Here is a 20,997-nt window from a genome sequence, read left to right as displayed (position 1 = left end):
AGGGTTGTTGGTCGACTGCGGGTCGGTGGGGGTTGATCGCGCAGTTCCCCGCGCCCCTAAGAAGCCAACGCGACCGCGAGTGGATAGGCGCCGGTGGTGAAGGGGGCCTCCACCTTTCCCGACGCTGTCTCGATCGGTACCAAGGCGTTTGCGTCAGCTGTCGTGACGTACGCCGTCGTGCCGTTCCAGTTCAGGGCCACGTCGAAGGCTGACCTGCCGACCGTTATCTGTTTGCCGGGGGCGCCCGTGACTGTGTCGACGGGGGTGACCGTGTCGCCGTTGCTCGGGCTCACCCACAGTGTCCGGCCGTCCGGGGAGAGGGCGAGGCCGTAGGCCTGGCCCGTGACCAGCAAGGTCGGCTCGGTGTCGTTCGTCGCGGTGTTGATCGGGGTGATCGTCGAACCGCCGGAGTCGGAGACGTACACCGTCCTGCCGTCGGGCGCGGCCACCACGTTGAAGGGGCTCGGGCCTACCGGGACGGCGGCTTCCGCCTTTCCCGCGCCGAGGTCGACGGGCGAGACCGTGTTGTCGTGGATGTTGGCTACGTACAGGGTCCTGCCGTCGGGTGTGATCGCCATGTTCTCCGGTCCGGAACCCACCGGGACGGGTGTGCCCGCGGTCAGTGAGGTCGTGTCCACGGGCTGGACCGTGCCGTCCGTGTAGTTGGCGACCCAGAGCGTACGGCCGTCAGGAGTGAGGGCGAGACCGGCCGGGACCCGGCCCACGGAGACCGTCGCGGTGACCTTGCCGGCGGTCACGTCGATCACGCTGACGGTGTTCGAGCCCTGGTTGGCGGCGTAGGCGGTACGTCCGTCCGCGCTCACGACCACCTCGCCGGGGTTGGCGCCCACGGCGATGTCGGTGCTCGTGCCGGAGGAGAGATCGATCGAACTCACCGAAGCGCCGCTGAAGTCGGCGGTCAACGCCCTGGACGTTCCCGTCCCGTCGGTGACGCGGACCGGGAGTGCCCGGCTCAGGATTCCGGTGCCGGACACCACGAGCGAGCGGAGTCCCTGGGCCGTCCCGGCGGTGATCGTGACGGTCGCCGACGCGCTCCCTCCGGCCGGGACGGTGGCACTGCCCTCGGTGGGCGAGGCGGTGACGCCGTCGGGCACGGTGAGTTTCCAGGAGACGGTGCGGGAGGTAGCGGAGCGCTTGTCGGAGAGGCTGAGGGTGACCGTCTGGGGCGTGCCTGGCTTGAGGCTCAGCGAACCGGGGGCGAAGGAGGCGTCGACACCGGGGTCGGGGGCGGTGTCCAGCATCGTCGTATAGAGGAACTGGTCCATCACGCCCGGCGAGACCTGCTGGGGGATCGCGTCGAGTTCCTTGCGCTCGGCCCTGAGCCGGTTCCAGTACGTGGTGACGGCGTCGGTGTCGCCCTTCTTGTCGGCCAGCAGCAGGGCCACGGCGGTCCGGCCCGCGCTGCCGTAGCGGCCGAGCTTGTCCAGCCAGGCCGAAGTCTCTTTCAGGAAGGCCGAGTTGGGGAGGTGGGTGCGCAGGTCGGTGGGCGTGGCCGCCATGGCGGTGAAGTACGCCGTCAGTGCGGCGGCCGCCCGGTCGAGGCCGTTGTCGTCGTCGTACGCCTTGCGGAAGGCCGCGATGAGCTTCGTGAGGGTCGGTGACTCGGTCGCGTCCAGCGGGGAGGAGTAGCTGTTCTCGGCGAAGATGCGCAGTGCGTCGGCCGCCGAAGGCCCGGCGAGGTCGCGGACGGAGGCGAGGAAGGCCGCATGGGGGTCGTAGGCGGCCGGGTTCCAGAGGTACGCGGCGGAGGTGAACAGGGCCAGACGGCTGGCCTCGCCCTGGACCATCGGGTTGGCGGTCACGCCGACCGCCTCGCTCGCCACACCGGGTTCGCGGCCGGTGTAGGGGCCGAGGAGGAGACGGCTGGTGACGTAGTCGTTCACCGGGTAGTTGTCCCAGACCAGAATCGGATGACCGTAGACCGTGCGGGCCTGCTTCAGCTGCTCGGTGGTGATGCTCGGCGCGATCACGCCGACGCCGGTCCACTCCACGACGACGGACGGGTTCAGCTTCTCGCGCAGCGCCTTCTTGTAGGGGGAGTCGGCGAGGTCGGAGTACTCGGTGGGGACCATCTCCAGGGGCTGGAGGCCGGTGTGATGGGCGGAGAAGTCCTTCCACGCCTGGTTGAGGAGATACGCCTGGGCCGCACCCGCCGCACCCCCTCCCGTGCCGAACTCCTTCTCGTCCGCAGCGCAGTTCCACTTCGTGTAGCTGATGTCGTCCAACGGGATCGCGAACGACCGCACGCCGATGTCGTACAGCGAGTCGAACTTGCGGACGAGGGCGGCGATGTCGGACGCGGAGGAGTAGCAGACCGACAGGCCGGGGGAGAGGGCGTAGGTGAAGCGGACGTGGTTGGCGTCGGCGCGGTCGACCAGCTCCTTGAGTCCGGCCAGTTCGGCCGCCGGGTACTCGTCGCGCCATCGGGCGCGCAGGTAGGCGTCGTCCTTGGGGGAGTAGACGTAGACGTTCTGCTTCGTACGGCCGTAGAAGTCGAGCTGGTTGAGGCGCTCGGTGTGTGTCCAGGGGGTGCCGTAGAAGCCTTCGACGACTCCGCGCAGGGCGGCGGTGGGCCAGTCGCGGACGGTGACCTGGGGCAACTCGCTTCGTCCGGCGAGCAGTTGGCGCAGGGTCTGGGCCGCGTAGAAGGTGCCCGTGGTGTCGACGCCGGACAGGGCGAGCAGGGGGCGGCCGTTGCTGCGGCCGGAGGCGAGGGTGTAGCCGCCGGAGGGGAGGCCCTTCGGGGACTTGGCGTGCAGCTTTTTCAACGCACCCGTGGTGGCCGGGTTTTCGGAGGGGCCACCGAGAAAGACGGTGAGGCCGGCCGTCGGAGGTTTGTCGTCGGCGCCGACTTCGATGATGTGCTCGGCGCCCGCTGTGCGGAGCGCGGACTCCACGAGGCGGCGGGCGGACCGGTCGGTGGCGGAGCCCACGACCTCCACCACCCTTGCAGGGACGGTGAGTTGACCGGGTCTGGTCTCGATCTCCTTGGGAGTCGGCCATACCTGGGGCCGCGCGGCCGGCGTGGCTGCCGTCGCCGAGGTGATGGTCGGGGCGGTGAGGCCGGCGGCGAGCACGAGTGCGGCGGCCGCAAGGCACCATGGACGTCTGGCTGGGAACATGTGATCTCCTGAGCCAAGAGTGAATCTATCCACCGCGTGATGCTAGAGATGCTGAATGCATCATTCAATGGGGCGCCGGTCCGCTGCTGCGGCGGACCACCAGCTCCACGGGGACGAGCGGCTCGACCGGTACCGGCTCGGTTCAGCAGGAGCCGTAGCGGGCGCGTGCCGATCTCGGCGAAGTCCGTCCGCACGCGCCCGCGATGTGCCAGACGGTCCGGTGGCCCAGACCTGGCAGGTGCTCGGTGGCCTTGCGGGTTCCGGTCCACGGGTCGCCCGTAAGTGCTTGATGTTGTGGTGTGGGTCACAGCAGGTCTAGGGTGAAAGCGCTTGGAGGACCACGCCCGGGCGTACCGATCGGCGGCACGCGACCGGGCCTGCTCCAGGTGAGGAAGTGATCTCGGTGTCCGTCGCCTGGGACGACATCGGCGGACTCGTCGATGCCCATGAACGTTTCCTGGCGGGTGCGCGGGTCGAGTCGGACGTCCGGGGTTCGGTGCTCGAATCCTGGAAGCGCTGCCGCTCCGCGGGGCTGGAACCCGGCCATCTGCTCGTCCCCTACGAGCAGGACCTGACGCTGGACGAACGGTTCCTGCGCGCTGCCGACCCGGTGCTGACGAAACTGAGCGCCTCCCTGGCGGAAATGGGCATGTCGATCGCGCTGTGCGACGCACGGGGCCGCATCGTGCGGCGCCTCGACGGCGACCTGCGGCTGCGCGACCGGCTGGACGAGGTGAACTTCGCCCCCGGCTTCGACGCCTCCGAGCCGGTGGTCGGCACCAACGGCGTCGGCACCGCCCTCGCCGAGCGCGGCCCGATCTATGTCGTCGGCCGTGAGCACTTCGCCGACTGTCTGCAGCCCTTCGCCTGTGCGGGCTCGCCCGTCCGCAATCCGCTGAGCGGCCGGATCGAGGCCGTCCTGGACCTCACCTGCCTGCGCGACGACGGCGACATCACCATGCTGCGGCTGGTCCGGGCGGCCGCCCGGGACATCGAGGGCCGCCTCCTCGAACAGGCCACGGAACGGGAACGCGCACTCCTCGCCGCGTACCGGCGGGCCGCCCTCGACGTGCGCGGAGCGGCACGGCCGCCCGTCCGTCCGGCACCGGGCGACGGCAACGGACACGACGCCGACGGCCTCGGCCGCATCGACCTGGCCGTACTGCGCGAGCGGGCCGAGGAACTCATCGCCTCGCCCGGCCGCACCCTCGACGAGGTTCCGCTGTCCGGCGGCCGTGTCGCCACACTGCTGCGACGTCAGGTCATGGGCGCGGCAGGGGAGACGGGCGTCGCGGTGGAGGCGCGCATCCTGGGCGGGCCGCGGCTGAGCGGGCTGGGGCTGCCGACGTCGCCACCGGTCGCCGGGCCGGTGCCGGTGGCGACCCCGGGGCCGAACGGGACGCCCGTGGCCGCGCGCGAGGCGACAGACCCGACGGTGTCCCGGCCCGCCGTCGTCGTACGAGCCGTCGTGCCTCCGCCCCAGCCCCCGGCGGCGCAGCCCGCCGAAACCGTCGGCGACATCCTCGACGGTGCCGAGAGCCGGCTGCTGCTCGTCGGGGAGCCCGGTGTCGGCCGGCTGGCCGTACTGGCGCGCAGACGGCTGGAGTTGCTGCATGACGCGGGGCTGCGGATCGGCACCACCCTCGACGTCACGTGCACCGCGGAGGAACTGGCCGAGGTGACCGTCCCGCGGTTCGCCGACTTCGTCGCCGTCGACCTGCCCGACGCGGTGCTGCGCGGCGAGGAACCGGTGGCGCTCGGCGGCCGGACGGCGCTGCGCCGGGTCGCCATCCGCGCCGTACGGAAGCAGCCCGCCAATCTGTACGACGTCGGCGACACCGTCGAGTACGTCCCGTCCACGCCGCAGGCCCGCTGCCTGGAGCTGACGCAGTCCGTCATGGAACCCGTCCTCGCGGAGGCGGGCGGCTGGCTCGCGCAGGACCCCGAGCGGCTGGAGAAGGTGCTCGCGGCGGGCGTCCACTCGCTGATCACCGTGCCGCTGCGGGCCCGCGGCACCACGCTCGGCGTGGTCAGCTTCTACCGCTCCGAGCGGCCCGCGCCCTTCGAGGACGACGACCTCTCCCTCGCCCAGGAGCTGGTCCTGCGCGCCGCGACCTGCATCGACAACGCCCGCCGCTACACCCGCGAGCACAACACCGCCCTCGCCCTGCAGCGCAGCCTGCTGCCCAAGGGCCGCCCCGAGCAGAGCGCCGTCGAGGTCGCCTACCGCTATCTCCCCGCGCAGGCCGGCGTCGGCGGCGACTGGTTCGACGTCATCCCGCTGTCGGGCGCGCGGGTGGCGCTGGTCGTCGGGGACGTCGTGGGCCACGGACTGCACGCGGCCGCCACCATGGGCCGCCTGCGCACGGCGGTCCACAACTTCTGCTCCCTGGACCTCCCTCCGGACGACCTCCTCACCCACCTCGACGACCTGGTCGGACGGCTCGACCGCGGCGAGGGCTGGGCGGTGGAGAGCACCCAGGCCGACTCCGGCATCGTCGGAGCGACCTGCCTCTACGCCGTCTACGATCCGGTGTCCCGGCGGTGCACCCTCACCCGCGCCGGGCACCCCCTGCCCGCGGTCGTCGCCCCGGACGGCACGGTCGAGTTCGTCGACCTGCCACCCGGCCAGCCCCTGGGCCTCGGCGGCATGCCCTTCGAGACCGTCGAGCTGGAACTCGCCGAGGGCAGCCAACTCGTGCTCTACACCGACGGGTTGGTCGAGGACCGGCTGCGCGACATGGACTCCGGCCTGGACCGGCTCCGTACCGTCCTGGCCGTTCCCGACCGGTCACCGGAGGACACCTGCGAGGCGGTCCTCGACGCGCTGCTCCCGGACCGGCCGAGTGACGACGTCGCCCTGCTGGTCGCCCGGACCCATGTCCTCGGCCGGGACCGGGTCGCCGAGTGGGTCCTGCCCAGCGATCCGGCGGTCGTCTCCCGTGCCCGCACGGCGGTCACCGGCCAACTGGCCGCCTGGGGTCTGGAGGAGCTTGCCTTCACCACCGAGCTGGTCGCGAGCGAACTCGTCACCAACGCCATCCGTCATGCCACCGGGCCCGTCCAGCTGCGTCTTCTGCGCGATCGCGCGCTGCTCTGCGAGGTGTCTGACGGGAGCAGTACGTCGCCGCGGCTGCGGCGGGCTCGCACGGAGGATGAGGGCGGACGGGGGTTGTTCCTGGTTGCCCAGCTGACGGAGCGGTGGGGGACGCGGTATACGCCGTACGGGAAGGTGATTTGGACCGAGCAGTCGTTGTGATGAATCTGCGGGTCGGTGGGGGCTGGTCGCGCCCACGCGGCGGAGCCGCAAATCGGCCACGCGCCCCTTTCGGGGCGCGGTGCCCCGCCGGGGTTCGCCAGGGCCGCTTGGTCACCAGCCCGTCAGCAGCAGGTGGTTGAAGCCCAGTGTGGTGAACACGGCTGGGACGACGGCCAGTCCGGCGAGGGGGAGGGGGAGGCTGCCGAAGAGGAGGCCCGAGGTGAGGCCCGTCCGGTGCGGGTGGTGGCCCGTCACCGCCAGGGCCAGGAACGCGGTCGCCCAGGCGGCGACCGCCGTGAAGTAGCCGTCGGCGGAGGTCCCCCCACACCGCCGCCGGCGCAGAGCGAGAAGGGGGGCCGCGCGCCGGGCGAGCTCGTGGCTCCCGGAGGATGGCCGGCCACGTGGGGCAGCCAGGGGCCCGGCTCCAGGGTGTCCGCGAGGGACGCCTCCGCCGGCTCGGCGGCCTCCTCAGGTGTGAACGGCGGCGTCAGCCGGGTCTTGACCCGCCCGGGCCTGGGCTCCTTCCGGAACCGGCGGCTCGGCCAGTACCCGGCTCATGTCCCGCACCGCCTGCCAGGTGCCGCGCCAGGTGCCGGTCACCTTGGAGGCGCCCGCGCGCGGGAGGTACGGGACGTCCGCCTCGGCGATCCGCCAGCCGGCGTCGGCGGCGCGGACGACCATCTGCAGGGGGTAGCCGCTGCGGCGGTCCGTGAGGGCCAGGGACAGCAGCTGCTCGCGGCGGGCGGTGCGCAGCGGGCCCAGGTCGTGCAGGCGCAGGCCGGTGCGGCGGCGGAGCAGGCGGGCGAGGGCGAGGTTGCCCGCGCGGGCGTGCAAGGGCCAGGCGCCGCGCGTGTGCGGCCGGCGCCGGCCCAGCACCAGGTCGGCCTCCCCCGCCCGGATCCGCGCCACGAACGGCACCAGGTCGGACGGGTCCAGCGAGGCGTCGCAGTCGCAGAAGCAGACGATGTCCGCCGTGGCCGCCGTCAGACCGGCGTGGCAGGCGGCGCCGAAGCCACGCCGCGTCTCGTGCACGACACTCGCCCCGAGCGCCCGGGCGATCTCCGCCGAGCCGTCGGTGGAGCCGTTGTCCACGACGAGCGCGCGCCAGCCGGGTGGGATGCGCTCCAGCACCCATGGCAGGGCCTCGGCCTCGTCGAGGCAGGGGAGTACGACGTCCACGGACGTCGCGCCCGGTTCTCGTAGATCCCGTGCGTCGGGTTCGACTTTGTCGGTCGGGGGCGTCACGGCACTCACCCTACGAACGGGAATCGGGCAAATCGGGCTCCGGCTCCTTACGAAACACGGACGTCGGGCACCGACAGCGGCGCCTGCGCGTGTGCGGTGCGAGGCTGGCTCCATGGAGCAGCAGCAATACGTACAGGGCGGCGCCCGGGTGCTCGTCGTGGACGACGATCCCACCGTCGCCGAGGTCGTCACGGGGTATCTCGACCGCGCCGGGTATGTCGTGGACCGGGCCGGCGACGGGCCCGGTGCGCTCGCCCGCGCCGCCGCCCACTGGCCGGACCTCGTCGTCCTGGACCTGATGCTGCCCGGCATGGACGGCCTGGAGGTGTGCCGGCGGATGCGGGGGCGCGGACCGGTGCCGGTCATCATGCTCACCGCGCGCGGCGACGAGGACGACCGCATCCTGGGCCTGGAGGTCGGCGCCGACGACTACGTCACCAAGCCGTTCAGTCCCCGCGAGCTGGTCCTGCGCGTCGAGTCAGTGCTGCGCCGCACCCGGCCCTCCCAGCCGTCGGGCCTGCTGCGAGCGGCCGGGCTCTCCGTCGACCCGGCGTCCCGCCGTGCCCTCAAGAACGGCACCGAACTCGCCCTCACCATCCGGGAGTTCGACCTCCTGGCCTTCTTCCTGCGGCACCCCGGCCGGGTCTACAGCCGCGAGGACCTGATGCACGAGGTGTGGGGCTGGGACTTCGGCGACCTGTCGACCGTCACCGTCCATGTGCGGCGGCTGCGCGGCAAGGTCGAGGACGATCCGGGCAGGCCCCGGCTGATCCAGACGGTGTGGGGGGTCGGCTACCGCTTCGACGGCTCCGAAGAGGTCTCCGAGGGCGTCTCCCGAGCGGAGGCGTGACCATGCACGACAACCTTCTCATCGCCCTGTTCGCCTTCCTCGGGGCCGCCGCGGCCGGACTGCTCGGCGCCTGTGTGCTGCTGCTGATCCGGCGCCGCTCGCTCGCCCTGCACCTCGGTGTGGTCGCCGCCGTGGCCGTCACCGCGATGCTCGCGGGCACCCTCGCGGTCGCGCAGGCCATGTTCCTGTCCGGGCACGACCTGAAGGTCGTCACGACCGTCGTCGCGATGGCCGCCGTGGTCTCGCTGGCCACCGCCCTGCTGCTGGGCCGCTGGGTCGCCGCCCGCAGCCGCGCCCTCACCCTGGCCGCCCGCTCCTTCGGCGACGGCGGCGACTTCACCTCGCCCGCCGGTCCCGCCACGGCCGAACTCGCCGCCCTCAGCCGGGAGTTGGAGGCCACCAGCGCCAAACTCGCCGAGTCCCGGGAACGCGAACGCGCCCTGGAGTCCTCCCGTCGCGAACTGGTCGCCTGGATCTCCCACGATCTGCGCACCCCCCTCGCAGGCCTGCGCGCGATGTCGGAGGCCCTGGAGGACGGCGTCGCCGCCGACCCCGGCCGCTACCTCAAGCAGATCCGCACCGAGGTCGAGCGCCTCAACGACATGGTCGGCGACCTCTTCGAACTCTCCCGCATCCACGCGGGCACGCTGGCGCTCAGCCCCAGCCGGATGTCCCTCTACGACCTCGTCGGCGACGCACTCGCGGGCGCCGACCCCCTGGCCCGCGAGCACGGCGTGCGGCTGGTCGGCGGCCGGGTCGAGCCGCTGCCGGTGGAGGTGGACGGCAGGGAGATGAGCCGGGTGCTGGGCAATCTGCTGGTCAACGCCATCCGGCGGACTCCGGCCGACGGCACGGTGGCGATCGCCGCGGAGCGCTCGCCGGACGGCGTGGTGGTGTCCGTCACGGACGCCTGCGGCGGCATCCCGGAGGAGGACCTGCCCCGCGTCTTCGACACCGGATGGCGAGGCACGCATGCCCGGACTCCCCCTGCGGGCGCGGGACTCGGCCTCGCCATCGTGCGGGGCATCGTCGAGGCGCACCAGGGCCGCGCGACCGTCCGCAACATCCCGGGCGGCTGCCGCTTCGAGGTGACCCTGCCGGTGGCGGAGGCCTGAGCGATCACCTCTCGGGGCCGTGGTCGATGTCGGTTGGAGAGGGGGTGTGGCAGGTGGGCCCGCTGCCGGGATGGAGGGCGCGTGGGGGGAGCGGTGTGAGGTTCTTGTCGCGGGGCGGGTCCGGGTTGTCCTGGGGTTTCCCGCTCGTGTGGTTGCGGGCCCTGCCGGCCGCGGAGGCCTGAACGGTCACCTTTCGGGGCGGCACTCGATGTCGGTCGGGGAGATCTCCCGGCAGGTGAGCCCGCTCCCGGGGCCGATGGCATGCGAGAGGAGCGGTGCGACGAGCTTCTCGCAGGTCCCGTCCGCGCCGTCCTCGTCGTCCTCTTTCGCGTGCTTGCAGGCCCTGTCGATGACGGTGGCGCTGTCGACCTTCTTGCCGGGCGGCGGCGTGTCCGCAAAGGCCGTCGGGGCGAGCAGGAACACGCCTACCACCGGTGCGCCGATCAGCGCGGCGATCCGGGTGCGGGTGGGCTTGAGGGTACGCCGGAGCATTCTGCGGTCCTTTCAACTGATTTGTGCCGAACAGCGCCATGATCGACGACAACGACGTCGTCCAGGCGTGGACACGCTCAGTGCGTCCGCGTGAACTCCCGCATCCCGGCAGCTGCCGTTTTGTGGTGGTGCTGCCCGCTGCCGCTTCATGAATGCGGGCAGCACCACCGGTCTGTCGCCGCCGGCGGCCGATCGGTTGCCTACGCCTCCCGCATACCGGCCGACGCGAACTCCCGCATGCCCTCCTCGAAGCCGACCTCGGCCTTCCAGCCCAGCTCCGCCCGCAGCCGCGAGGAGTCCGCCGTGATGTGCCGTACGTCGCCGAGCCGGTACTCCCCGGTGACGACCGGCTCCGGGCCGCCGCACGCCGACGCCAGTGCCTCGGCCATCTCGCCGACGGTGTGCACCTCTCCGCTGCCGGTGTTGTACGCGGTCAGCGCCCCCTCGCGGGAACCCGCCTCCAGCGCCGCCACATTGGCCGCCGCCACGTCCCGCACATGCACGAAGTCGCGCCGCTGACGACCGTCCTCGAAGACCCGCGGGGACTCGCCGCGGGCCAGCGCCGAGCGGAAGAAGGAGGCGACGCCCGCGTAGGGGGTGTCGCGGGGCATCCCCGGCCCGTACACGTTGTGGTAGCGCAGCGACACCACCGAGCCGCCCGTGGCGCGTGCCCACGCCGCCGCCAGATGCTCCTGGGTGAGCTTGGTCGTCGCGTAGACATTGCGCGGGTCGACCGGGGCGTCCTCGCCGACCAGTCCGGGGGACAGGGCCGCACCGCACACCGGGCACGGCGGTTCGAAACGACCGGCGTCCAGGTCGGCAGCCGTGCGCGGGCCCGGCCGTACCACCCCGTGCCGCGCGCAGGCGTAGCGCCCCTCGCCGTACACCACCATCGACCCGGCCAGCACCAGCCGCCGTACGCCCGCCTCGGCCATGGCGCTGAGCAGGACGGCGGTGCCGAGGTCGTTGTGGGAGACGTAGTCGGGCGCGTCCGCGAAGCCGGTGCCCAGGCCGACCATCGCCGCCTGGTGGCACACGGCGTCGACGCCGTTGAGGGCGTGGCGGACGGCCGTGGGGCTGCGCACGTCCGAGGCGGGGGCGGCCCGGACGTCGTACACGACGGGCTCGTGCCCGTGGGCCTCCAGTGCCCGCACGACATGGGATCCGATGAACCCGGCACCGCCGGTGACCAGTACTCGCATACGGCCACGCTAGGGCCGTGACCGGTCCGGACGCGTGGGCCGCGCCCGGGACGTCACGAGTCCGTAAGACCCCCCGGAGTCACTCGGCGCGCACCGGCAGCGAGACCGTGAACACCGTCGACCCCGGTTCACTGCGCAGCTCGATCGTGCCGCCGTGCGCGCGGACCAGGGAACGGGCGACCGACAGCCCGAGCCCGCTGCCGCCCCGGTCCCGGCTGCGGGCCTTGTCGACGCGGTAGAAGCGGTCGAAGACGCGTTCCTGGTCGGCGGCCGGAATCCCGGGGCCGGCGTCCTCGACCCGTACGACGGCCCGGTCCCCGGCCACCTCGACCGCCACCGACACCGGTGTACCGGCCGGTGTGTGCACGGCCGCGTTGGTCAGCAGGTTGTCGAGGACCTGGCGGATGCGGTGCGGGTCCACGCGCAGCTTCAGGGAGGCCGGGCCGGGCGTCACCGTCAGCGGGCGGTCCGGATGGCTCACCCGGAAGGCCGCGGCCGCCTCCTCGGCCAGCTCCACCAGATCCGCGTCCTGCAGCCGCAGCGGGGCGTCGACCTCCGCCGCGTCCAGGCGGGCGAGCAGCAGCAGGTCGTCCAGGAGCACACCCATCCTGGCCGCCTCGGCGCGCAGCCGGGCCAGGTGCTTTTCGCGCTCCTCGGGGGCGTTGGCGGCGGCGTACTGGAAGAGGTCCGCGTAGCCCCGTACGGACATCAGGGGGGTACGGAGTTCGTGCGAGGCGTCCGCGACGAAGCGGCGCAGGCGCTGCTCGGCCTCGGCGCGCACGGCGAGGGAGTCGTCGATGTGCTCCAGCATAGTGTTGAACGCGGTGCGCAGCTCTTCCACCTCCGGGCCGCCGCCGCGCTTGTCGGCGCGCAGCGGCAGCCGCGCCGCCGACTCCGTCAGGTTGTGCGAGGTGATGCCGTGGGCGGTGTGCGCCATGTCGCTGAGCGGGGTCAGACCCCGGCGCAGCAGGCGCCGGCCGAACACCACCAGCGCCAGCAGGGCGAGCCCGAAGGCGATGACCTGGACCGTGATCAGCCGCCGTACCGTGTCGTCGATGTCGGCCATCGGCGCGCCGCTGATCAGGACCACACCGGGCTTGACCTCGCAGGCGCGCAGCCGGTAGGCGCCGTCGCCCGTGAGGTCCGCGGTGCGCACCACCTCTGTGTCCGAGGCCGACTGGGCCCTGGCCAGGGAGGTGAGGGGGGCGATGTCCCGGGGCAGGTCGCCGGGCTCCTCCGGCTTGCGGAGCACCGCCTTGCCGCCCGAGACGTCGTACACGGCGTAGTACCAGCCCCAGTACTTCTTGCCCTGGAGAGTGCCGGTCTCCGCGACGTTCTTGGACTGGGCGACCTGGGCGAGCCCGAGCTGGTCGTCGAGCTGGTTCGACAGATAGTCCCGCATATAGGTCGTCAGGGCCGTGCCGACGACGGCGAACACCACCAGCGCCAGCACTCCGAGCCCGAGCGCCAGCCGGGTGCCGAGCCGCAGCCTCCGGTACGAGGGCAGCCGGCGGATCACTCGGCGGCCTGCCGTATGACGTACCCGAAGCCCCGCACCGTCTGGATCAGCGGTTCGCCCGTGTCGTCGAGCTTGCGGCGCAGGCGGCTGACGACCAGCTCGACGACGTTCGAGCGGCCCCCGAATCCGTACTCCCAGACATGGTCGAGGATCTGCGCCTTGGTCATCACGGTCGGGGACTTGCGCATCAGGAAGCGCAGCACCTCGTACTCGGTGGGGGTCAGGGTGAGCAGCTTGTCGCCGCGGCGCACCTCACGGGTGTCCTCGTCCATCGTCAGGTCCGCCACCCGCAGCACCGAGCGCTGGAAGCCGGGGCCGGAGCTGCGCCGCAGCACCGTGCGCAGCCGGGCCATCAGTTCCTCCACCGCGAACGGCTTGACCAGGTAGTCGTCGCCGCCCCGGGTCAGGCCCGCGACCCGGTCGGCGACGCCGTCGCGCGCGGTGAGGAACACCACGGGCACCATCGTGCCGGTGGCGCGCAGCCGGTCCAGGACGCCGAAGCCGTCCACGTCGGGCAGCATCAGATCGAGCACCACGATGTCCGGACGGAACTCGGCGGCCCGCCGCAGCGCCTCCTCACCGGAGTTCGCGGTGACCGCGTCCCAGCCCTCGTAACGGGCCACGGTCGCGACGAGATCGGCGATGGGCGGGTCGTCGTCCACGACCAGGAGGCGTACTTTTTCCACCCGCTCATACTGCGGTACATGGCCGGTGAAGCCATATCGCAGGGACCACAACAGCCACATCGATAAGTACTTGCAAGTTGTACGACAGGTTATCGACAGCTCCCACCAGCCAAGCTCGGTCTCCCCAGGATCCGACGAAGGAGCTGCCGCCCCGTGACGACCGTCCAAGCACTCCCTGCGCCCCCCACGGCGATACGCCCCAGGGTGGTGGCCCGTACGAGCCTGTACGCCGTGCTCGCCGCGAACGCCGCCGTGGTCGCCTACTTCTTCGCCCAGGCGGGCTTCGCCTCCAACGCCCTGATCGTCATCGGCCGCCTCCTCGGCCTCTACGGTGCCCTCGTCATGGCCTTCCAGCTGGTGCTGGTCGCCCGGCTGCCGTGGCTCGACCGCCGCATCGGCATGGACCGGCTCACCTCCTGGCACCGCTGGACCGGCTTCGCCCTCCTGTGGACGCTGCTCGGGCACGCCGTCTTCATCACCTTCGGCTACGCCCAGGGCGCGGGCGTCGGCCCGATCACCGAGATCGTGGACCTCGCCAGGACGACGGAGGGCGTGCTGCGCGCGATCGTCGCGTTCGGCATCATCCTCGTGGTCGGCGCCGTCTCGGCCCGCTACGCCCGACGCCGCCTCGCCTACGAGACCTGGCACTTCATCCACCTCTACACCTACGTCGCCGTGGTGCTCGCCTTCACGCACCAGGTCGCGGTCGGTACGACGTTCACCTCGTCGTCCGCCGCCAAGGCGTACTGGTACGGCGTGTGGGCAGTCGCCCTCGGCGCGCTCGTCCTGGGCCGGCTCGTGCTGCCGCTGTGGCGCAACACCCGCCACCAGTTCCGTGTCTCGGCGGTCGTCCCCGAGTCCGACAACGTCGTCTCCGTCCACATCACCGGCAAGGACCTGGACCGGCTGCCCGCGCAGGCAGGCCAGTTCTTCCTGTGGCGCTTCCTGACCCGCGACCGCTGGTGGCAGGCGAACCCGTTCTCCCTCTCCGCCGCCCCCGACGGCCGCACGCTGCGCCTGACCGCCAAGGCGGCCGGCGAGGGCAGCGCCGCCCTGCGGCACGTGAAGGTCGGCACGCGCGTGTTCGCCGAGGGCCCCTACGGCGCCTTCACCACGCTGCACCGTGTGCGGTCCGAGTCCCTGCTCATCGCGGGCGGCGTCGGCGTCACCCCCATCCGGGCCATCCTGGAGGACATCGAGGGCCACGCGGTCGTCATCTACCGCGTCGCCGGCGAACGCGACGCCGTCCTCTACGACGAGTTGCGCGAGCTGGCCGTGGCGAAGGGCGCCGAACTGCACCTGGTCACCGGACCGGCCGTCCCCGACAAGCTGGCGCCGGGCGAACTGGAGCGCCTGGTGCCGGACATCGCCGACCGGGACGTCTTCCTGTGCGGGCCGCCGCCGATGATGAACGCGGTGCTGCGCAGCCTGGGCGAACTGAACGTGCCCAAGCAGCAGATCCACTTCGAACGCTTCAGCCTGGCCGGATGAGGAAGACGGGAAAGACATCGTGAAGCGAGCCATACCTGTCGTCGTCCTGAGCATCGCGGGCCTGGTCCCCGTCTGGCGCTACGTGCCGTCGGCTCCCGTGACCACGCCCTCCGCCTCCGCGTCCGCGGGTTCCTCCTCCGGAACCGGCGTCAAGGGGCCGACGGTCAAGACGGACAAGGGCCCCGTGCAGGTCCAGGTCACCTTCGACGGCGACAGGATCGCCGCCGTGAAGATGCTGCAGCAGCCGAACCATCCGCAGACGACGGCCGCGGTGCCGAAGCTGGTCGCGGAGACGCTGAAGGCGCAGAGCGCGGACGTCGACACCGTGTCAGGTGCGACGATCACCAGCAACGCCTACAAGAAGTCCCTCCAGGCCGCGATCGATTCGCACCAGGCGAACTCGAAGTCGTCCGCGTCTTCCTCGTCTTCCTCGTCTTCTTCGGACTCCGCCTCCTCCGACGACTCGGGGCGGACCGTGTCGGGCCCGACGGTGAACACCTCCAAGGGTCCCGTGCAGGTCCAGGTGACCTTCGGCGACGACGACGAGATCGCCGCCGTGAAGATGCTGCAGCAGCCGAACCATCCGCAGACGACGGCCGCGGTGCCGAAGCTGGTCGCGGAGACGCTGAAGGCGCAGAGCGCGGACATCGACACGGTGTCAGGTGCGACGATCACCAGCGAGGCCTACAAGAAGTCCCTCCAGGCCGCGATCGACGCGGAGGAGTGATCTGATGCATCGCGTCGAACACGTCATGAGCTTCCCCGTCTCGCTCCGGGTCGACGACGAGCACGTTCCCGAGGCGGCCGCGGACGCGGCCTTCGCGTGGCTGCGTGAGGTCGACTCCCGGTTCAGCCCGTTCAGGCCCGACAGCGAGGTGTCCTGCTACGGCCGGGGCGAGCTGGGAGACCATGAGCTCAGCGACGACCTCGTCGAGGTCCTCGAACTGTGCGAGCACTACCGGATCGCCACGGGCGGAGCCTTCGACGTCCGCCTGCCCGGCCGCCGCCTCGACCCCTGCGCGGTGGTCAAGGGCTGGTCGGTGCAGCGGGCGGCGGAGCTGCTGAAGGCGGCCGGCGCGCAGAGGTTCGTCCTGAACGCCGGCGGTGACGTGGTCGCCTCCGGCGGGCCCTGGCGGGTCGGCGTACGGCACCCCGAACAGGCCGACAAGCTGTGTACCGTCCTGGAGCTCACCGACGGGGCGGTCGCGACCTCCGCGCGCTACGAGCGCGGCGACCACATCATCGACGGCCGTACGGGGCTCCCGGCAACCGGGCTGCAGAGCCTGACCGTCGTGGCCGCCACCCTGACCGAGGCCGACTCGGTGGCGACGGCCGCGTTTGCGATGGGCCTGCAGGGCATCGAGTGGGCCGCCTCACTGCCGGGCTGCGAGGTGTTCGCCGTGGACGCCGCGGGACAGGTGCTGCGGACGGAGAGGTTTCCGGTCGCGGGGGTGCCCTCGGCGGCCGCGTGATGCGACAGCCGCCCTCTGACCGACACTGTCTGCATGCGCTGGTGGGTGGGCGGGTGCGTGTGGTCTTTCGCTCCCGCCGCCCCTTCCCGTCCCGACCCTGGGGGCTGCCGCCCCCAGACCCCCGCTTCGGCCTGGACGGCCTCGTCCTCAAACGCCGGACGGGCTGAAAGACTGACTAACCTGGCGCGGTGACCATCGAGTTGACGCTGCTGTCGTCCGTCTCCCACCGGGGGCAGGAGATCACCGCGCCCCGGCTCCGGGGGCTGCTCGCGCTGCTCGCGGGGGAGTTGCGGGCGGGGTGCGGTGCCGGGCGGCTGGTGGACGGGCTGTGGCCGGAGGAGCAGCCCGAGAACCCGGTCAAGGCGTTGCAGATCCTGGTGTCGAGAGCCCGCCGTCAGCTCGGCGGCGAAGTCATCGCCAGTACCCCGACCGGTTACCGGCTCGCCCTGCGCGAGGACCAGGTCGACAGCTCCGCCGTCCTGCTGTTCGCCGCCGCCTGTGCCGAGAAGGCCCGGGCCGGTGATCACGCGGGTGCCCTCGCCGAGGCGGAGGAGGGGCTCGGGCTCTGGGACCGCGCCCCGGTCGACGAAGCGGGCAGCTTCGGTGACCCCGTCGCCGAGCTGCGCGCCGAGCGGGCCGTGACCCACCGCGCGCTCGTCCGCTGCCGCGCGCTCAGCCTCGCCCGCACCGGCCGCCGGGACGAAGCCCTCGGCCCCCTCGCCGAACTGGCCGCCGACCGACCCCACGACGAGGAACTGCTCCTCGAACTGATGCGCTGCCGGACAGCTGCCGAGGGACCTGCCGCCGCCCTGGCCACGTACGACGCCCACCGCCGCCGTCTGCGCGACGAACTCGGCACCGACCCCGGGCCCTCCCTCCAGGAACTCCACCAGGAACTGCTGCGCGGCGAGGCACCCGTCGTACGGCGCGGGGTTCCGCACGAGCCCAACCCCCTCCTCGGCCGGGACGCCGATGTCGCCGCCGTCACCCGGCTGCTGCACAGCGCCCGCGTCACCTCGGTCGTCGGACCCGGAGGTCTCGGCAAGACCCGCCTCGCGAGCGCCGTCGCCCGGGACGCCGAGCAGCGCCTCGTGCACCTGGTGCCGCTCGCCGGGGTCCGCCGGGACGCCGAGGTCGCCGCCGAGGTCGCCTCCGCACTGGACGCCTCCGGCACCGACCCGGTCGCCGGCATCGTGGGCATCCTCGGCTCCGGACCCGCGCTGCTCGTCCTGGACAACTGTGAGCACGTGGTGCGCGGCGTCGCCGACCTGGTCCGGGCCGTCGTGTCGAGGACCCGGGACCTGCGGATCCTCACCACCAGCCGGGCGCCCCTCGGTCTGTCCTCCGAGACCGTCTATCCGCTGCCCGAGCTGGACCCCCTCACCACCGTCGAGCTGTTCGAGCAGCGCGCCCGAGCCGCCCGTCCGGACCTCGACCTGAACGCCGACACCGTGGCCGCGCTGTGCAGCCGTCTCGACGGGCTTCCCCTGGCCGTCGAACTCGCCGCGGCCCGGGTGCGGGTGATGTCCGTCGCGGAGATCGCCCGGCGTCTGGAGGACCGCTTCGCGCTGCTGCGCGGCGGCTCCCGGGACGCCCCGCAGCGGCACCGCACCCTGCACGCCGTCGTCGACTGGAGCTGGAACCTCCTCGCCGAGCCGGCCCGGTCCGCCCTGGCCGCACTCTCCGTCTTCCCCGCCGGGTTCACGGCCCAGGCGGCCGAGCAACTCGTCGACGACGCCTGGGAGATCCTGGAAGACCTTGTCGACCACTCCCTGCTGAAGGTCGCCGACACCACCTACGGCTCCCGCTTCCGCATGCTGGAGACGGTCCGCGAGTTCGCCGCCGTGCACCGGGAGCCGGCCGTCACGGAGCGGTTCCTCGGCTGGGCAAGGGACTTCGGGGCCGTCCACCACGACGCCCCGTTCGGCACCGACCCCTCCGCGTCCTGGCAGCTGATCCGCGCCGAGCAGGACAACCTCGTCCACGCGCTGCGGCTCGCGCTCGACCGCGAGGACCTCGACACCGTCGCCGCGGTCACCGCCGTACTCGCCGGCCTGTGGACCACGGAGGCCAACTACCCCCGGCTGATCGCCCTCACCGAGGACTGCGCCCGGCCGCTGTCCCACTACCGGCCCGGCCCCGCTCACGTCGAGCCGACCCGCACCGCCGCCGCCCTGCTGACCGCCAACCTGTTCCTGGGCGTCGGGCCGGGTGCCGTGCGCACCCTGGTCACCCTGCGCCGCCTGCCGCCCGCCGAACCGGACACCCTGGTGCGGGCCGTGGCGGCGGTGCTGTGCGCCTTCCCGCAGGTGCTGACGGACCGGGACGCGCTGGCCGGACTGTGCGCCGCCGAGCGGCCGTTGCTCGCGGGTGTCGCCCACTGCGTGGCGAGCTACGTGGGGGAGAGCGAGCAACGGCCGGACCTCGCCCTCGCCGCAGCCCGCCGCATGGTCGAACTGCTCGGCGACCGGGACATCCCGCTGCTGCGGATCTGGCCCGCCTCCCGGCTCGCCGAACTCTGCCTGCGGACCGAGCGCGGCGCCGAGGCCCTGGTGCACCTGCGGGCGGCGCTGGACGCCCTGGAGGGCCTCGGCGAGTGGAACGACGCGATCGGCATGCGGTGGGGCCTGATGCTCGCCCATCTGCAGACGGGCGACCTCGACGCCGCCGAGCACTGGCTGGAGGAGGCGCTGCGGCACCAGCCGGAGGGCGCCGGCTCCGACGCCTTCACGCCCGACCTGGGCGCCCGCGCCGAGATGGCCCTCGCCCGCGGCGACACCGAGACCGGGCTCGGCCTGTGGCGCAGGGCCCTGGAGCGACTGGAGAACGACCGCGCGGCCCCGGCCTTCGGCGACGAACTCCTCATGGAGGGCTGGGTGCTGGAGCTCCAGTCGGTCGCCGTCGTCGCCCACGCCCGGCACGGTCGCACCGACCTGGTGGCCCCCCTCGCCGCGGCGCTGCCCGGCCGCCTCACCACCCTGCTGACCCGGCCCGGACCGGCCCCGCACCATGTCAGCGCCGAGTACCCGGTCTGCGGCGCGCTGCTGCTCGCCCTGGCCACGGTCGCCCTCGCGGACGGCGAGAGCGAGCGCGGGGCGCGGCTGACCGCCCTCGCCGAACGCTTCCGCGCCCTGCGCAACTTCCAGCCGACCATGTCCTCGGCGCGCGCCCGCGAGGCCGCCCGGAACGCCGACAAGGCGGCGTACGAGGACGCGGTGTCCACATACGCCGCCCTGGAAGGGGACGGGCTGCGCGGGGCCGCACTCGGCCTGGTGCGGGCCGGGGTCACAGCCTGACCGGCAGGCTCAGCAGATGGAAGCCGTCCCCGGGCCAGTGCCCGAACCGCACGTCGGCGCGGTCCACGGCGAGCTCCGGAGCCGCCGGCCGCCGTACCAGCAGCTCCTCGAACACGACGCCCGTCACCAGCCGGCCGAGTGCCGCGCCGATGCAGTAGTGCGGGCCGTGCCCGAAGGCCAGGTGGCCGTCCCCGCGTCCGAACTCCCTTGTCACGTCGAGCCGTTCGGGGGCGTCGTAGGCGGCAGGGTCGTGGTCCGCGGCGAACAGCGCGACCGTCACCGCCTCGCCCTTCCTCAGCCGGGTGCCCGCGAACACGAAGTCCTCGGTGGCGTACAGCGTGGCCCCCATGCGCACCAGCGTGACGTACCGCAGGAGTTCGGGGACCGCCCGGGCCGGCAGCTCGGGCTCGGCGCGCAGCCGCTCCAGCTGGTCCGGGTGGTCGAGGAGGGCGAGGACGGCGTGGGCGAGGAACAGGGCGGGCGGGGTGATCCCGGTGTTGATCAGCAGGAAGAAGACGGTGACGATCTCGTCGTCGGTCATCCCGCCGTCCGCCAGCAGCGCCGACACCAGGTCGTCCGCGGGCTCCGCGCGCCGCCGCGCCACCAGGTCCTTGGTGTACTCCACGACCCCGCCGAGCCCTTCGAGGACGCGACTGCCGTCGCCGTACGCGAAGTCCCGGATCCAGCCGCAGACCTTGTCCTGGTCGGCCGCGTCCACGCCGACGAGCGCGCAGATGACCGCCGTGCTCAGCGGATACGCGAACTCGCCGAGCAGATCGGCCTGTTCGCGCCCGGCGAGGGTCTCGATCAGCTCCTGCGCGGTCTTCTCCACGAAGGGGCGCAGGGCGGCGACCCGGCGGGCGGTGAAGGCACGGGTGAGCGGGTTGCGGCGTCTGGTGTGTTCGTCGCCGTCGAAGAGCGCCAGGTGGCCCGAGAGGTACTGCGCGTACTCGGGCGGGAGGCCGTCGGCACCCTGGGCCAGCAACTCGGCCTGCGGGTCCGGCATTTCGGAGTCCGCGATCGTCGAGCGGTCCCGGACCAGACGCGGATCGGTGAGCGCGGCCTTCACGTCCGCGTGCCGGGTGACCAGCCGTACGGCGGTGTCCAGGCCGGGGAGGACGACATGGCCCAGGCCGGGGCGGGTGCGCAGGACGGCGTAGGCGCCGACGGGGTTCTCGACGAGTTCGGGGGTGAGGTGAACGGGGGTCTCGGTGGTCATCTCGGGTT

At 72.6% G+C, this 20,997-nt stretch carries 15 protein-coding genes and 1 pseudogene; 7 read left to right on the top strand and 9 right to left on the bottom strand.

Annotation, left to right across the window (positions count from 1 at the left end; translation table 11 throughout):
• Window positions 1-56: 56 nt before the first annotated feature.
• Entirely contained in the window at window positions 57-3,143 is a 3,087-nt protein-coding gene (locus tag ACWDAG_RS18510) for a beta-N-acetylglucosaminidase domain-containing protein (RefSeq protein ID WP_450696648.1), read from the bottom strand.
• Between the two features lie 394 nt (window positions 3,144-3,537).
• Here ACWDAG_RS18510 and ACWDAG_RS18505 point away from each other — a divergent pair, with 394 nt between their 5' ends.
• Window positions 3,538-6,402 carry a SpoIIE family protein phosphatase gene (locus tag ACWDAG_RS18505; RefSeq protein WP_450696647.1) on the top strand — a complete coding sequence of 955 codons (2,865 nt, stop codon included), beginning with the start codon at window positions 3,538-3,540 and terminating at the stop codon, window positions 6,400-6,402.
• A 111-nt stretch (window positions 6,403-6,513) separates the two neighbouring features.
• Here ACWDAG_RS18505 and ACWDAG_RS18500 read toward each other — a convergent pair whose 3' ends face one another.
• The 3 genes and pseudogenes from ACWDAG_RS18500 to ACWDAG_RS18490 form a co-directional block, all read right to left on the bottom strand.
• Window positions 6,514-6,657, bottom strand: a complete 144-nt coding sequence (locus ACWDAG_RS18500; RefSeq protein WP_450696646.1) for a hypothetical protein — start codon at window positions 6,655-6,657, stop codon at window positions 6,514-6,516.
• Between the two features lie 74 nt (window positions 6,658-6,731).
• Window positions 6,732-6,893, bottom strand: a pseudogene (locus ACWDAG_RS18495) (glycosyltransferase); the annotation flags it as partial.
• On the bottom strand, window positions 6,871-7,647 hold the full coding sequence (locus ACWDAG_RS18490; protein WP_450696645.1) for a glycosyltransferase family 2 protein: 777 nt from the start codon (window positions 7,645-7,647) through the stop codon (window positions 6,871-6,873). The pseudogene ACWDAG_RS18495 and the gene ACWDAG_RS18490, both read right to left, overlap by 23 nt.
• Window positions 7,648-7,759: 112 nt before the next feature.
• Here ACWDAG_RS18490 and ACWDAG_RS18485 point away from each other — a divergent pair, with 112 nt between their 5' ends.
• Both ACWDAG_RS18485 and ACWDAG_RS18480 read left to right on the top strand, forming a co-directional pair.
• The gene (locus tag ACWDAG_RS18485; RefSeq protein ID WP_450696644.1) at window positions 7,760-8,497 is read left to right on the top strand and encodes a response regulator transcription factor; all 738 of its coding nucleotides are present in this window, start codon (window positions 7,760-7,762) and stop codon (window positions 8,495-8,497) included.
• A gap of 2 nt (window positions 8,498-8,499) precedes the next feature.
• Window positions 8,500-9,612 (top strand): sensor histidine kinase, encoded by a 1,113-nt coding sequence (locus ACWDAG_RS18480; RefSeq protein WP_450696643.1) that lies wholly within the window; start codon window positions 8,500-8,502, stop codon window positions 9,610-9,612.
• Window positions 9,613-9,798: 186 nt separating this feature from the next.
• Here ACWDAG_RS18480 and ACWDAG_RS18475 read toward each other — a convergent pair whose 3' ends face one another.
• From ACWDAG_RS18475 to ACWDAG_RS18460, 4 genes are all read right to left on the bottom strand, one after another.
• On the bottom strand, window positions 9,799-10,104 hold the full coding sequence (locus ACWDAG_RS18475; protein WP_450696642.1) for a hypothetical protein: 306 nt from the start codon (window positions 10,102-10,104) through the stop codon (window positions 9,799-9,801).
• Between the two features lie 200 nt (window positions 10,105-10,304).
• Window positions 10,305-11,306: an NAD-dependent epimerase/dehydratase family protein gene (locus tag ACWDAG_RS18470; protein ID WP_450696641.1), complete on the bottom strand. Its 1,002-nt coding sequence runs from the start codon at window positions 11,304-11,306 to the stop codon at window positions 10,305-10,307.
• Window positions 11,307-11,385: 79 nt separating this feature from the next.
• Window positions 11,386-12,825, bottom strand: coding sequence for a sensor histidine kinase (locus ACWDAG_RS18465; protein WP_450696640.1), 1,440 nt, complete (start codon window positions 12,823-12,825; stop codon window positions 11,386-11,388).
• Window positions 12,822-13,511, bottom strand: coding sequence for a response regulator transcription factor (locus ACWDAG_RS18460; protein ID WP_450696639.1), 690 nt, complete (start codon window positions 13,509-13,511; stop codon window positions 12,822-12,824). Before ACWDAG_RS18460 ends, ACWDAG_RS18465 begins: the two co-directional genes overlap by 4 nt.
• 153 nt (window positions 13,512-13,664) lie before the next feature.
• Between ACWDAG_RS18460 and ACWDAG_RS18455 the strand changes: the two genes are divergently transcribed.
• The 4 genes from ACWDAG_RS18455 to ACWDAG_RS18440 all read left to right on the top strand — a co-directional run bounded on the left by ACWDAG_RS18455 (window position 13,665) and on the right by ACWDAG_RS18440 (window position 19,770).
• Window positions 13,665-15,002 carry a ferredoxin reductase family protein gene (locus ACWDAG_RS18455; RefSeq protein WP_450696638.1) on the top strand — a complete coding sequence of 446 codons (1,338 nt, stop codon included), beginning with the start codon at window positions 13,665-13,667 and terminating at the stop codon, window positions 15,000-15,002.
• Window positions 15,003-15,021: 19 nt separating this feature from the next.
• A complete protein-coding gene (locus ACWDAG_RS18450) occupies window positions 15,022-15,729 on the top strand; it encodes an FMN-binding protein (RefSeq protein WP_450696637.1) in 708 nt (235 codons plus the stop codon).
• 4 nt (window positions 15,730-15,733) lie between these two features.
• Entirely contained in the window at window positions 15,734-16,474 is a 741-nt protein-coding gene (locus ACWDAG_RS18445; protein ID WP_450696636.1) for an FAD:protein FMN transferase, read from the top strand.
• A 188-nt stretch (window positions 16,475-16,662) separates the two neighbouring features.
• Window positions 16,663-19,770 (top strand): ATP-binding protein, encoded by a 3,108-nt coding sequence (locus ACWDAG_RS18440; protein ID WP_450696635.1) that lies wholly within the window; start codon window positions 16,663-16,665, stop codon window positions 19,768-19,770.
• On the opposite strand, the gene ACWDAG_RS18435 is transcribed toward ACWDAG_RS18440, so the two are convergent.
• The gene (locus tag ACWDAG_RS18435) at window positions 19,760-20,989 is read right to left on the bottom strand and encodes a cytochrome P450 (RefSeq protein ID WP_450696634.1); all 1,230 of its coding nucleotides are present in this window, start codon (window positions 20,987-20,989) and stop codon (window positions 19,760-19,762) included. The genes ACWDAG_RS18440 and ACWDAG_RS18435 overlap by 11 nt on opposite strands.
• Between the last annotated feature and the right edge of the window lie 8 nt (window positions 20,990-20,997).

This window comes from Streptomyces sp. NPDC001157 (assembly GCF_053598255.1).
Note: the sequence above shows the minus strand (reverse complement) of the source record. Positions and strands in the feature narration are given on the sequence as shown.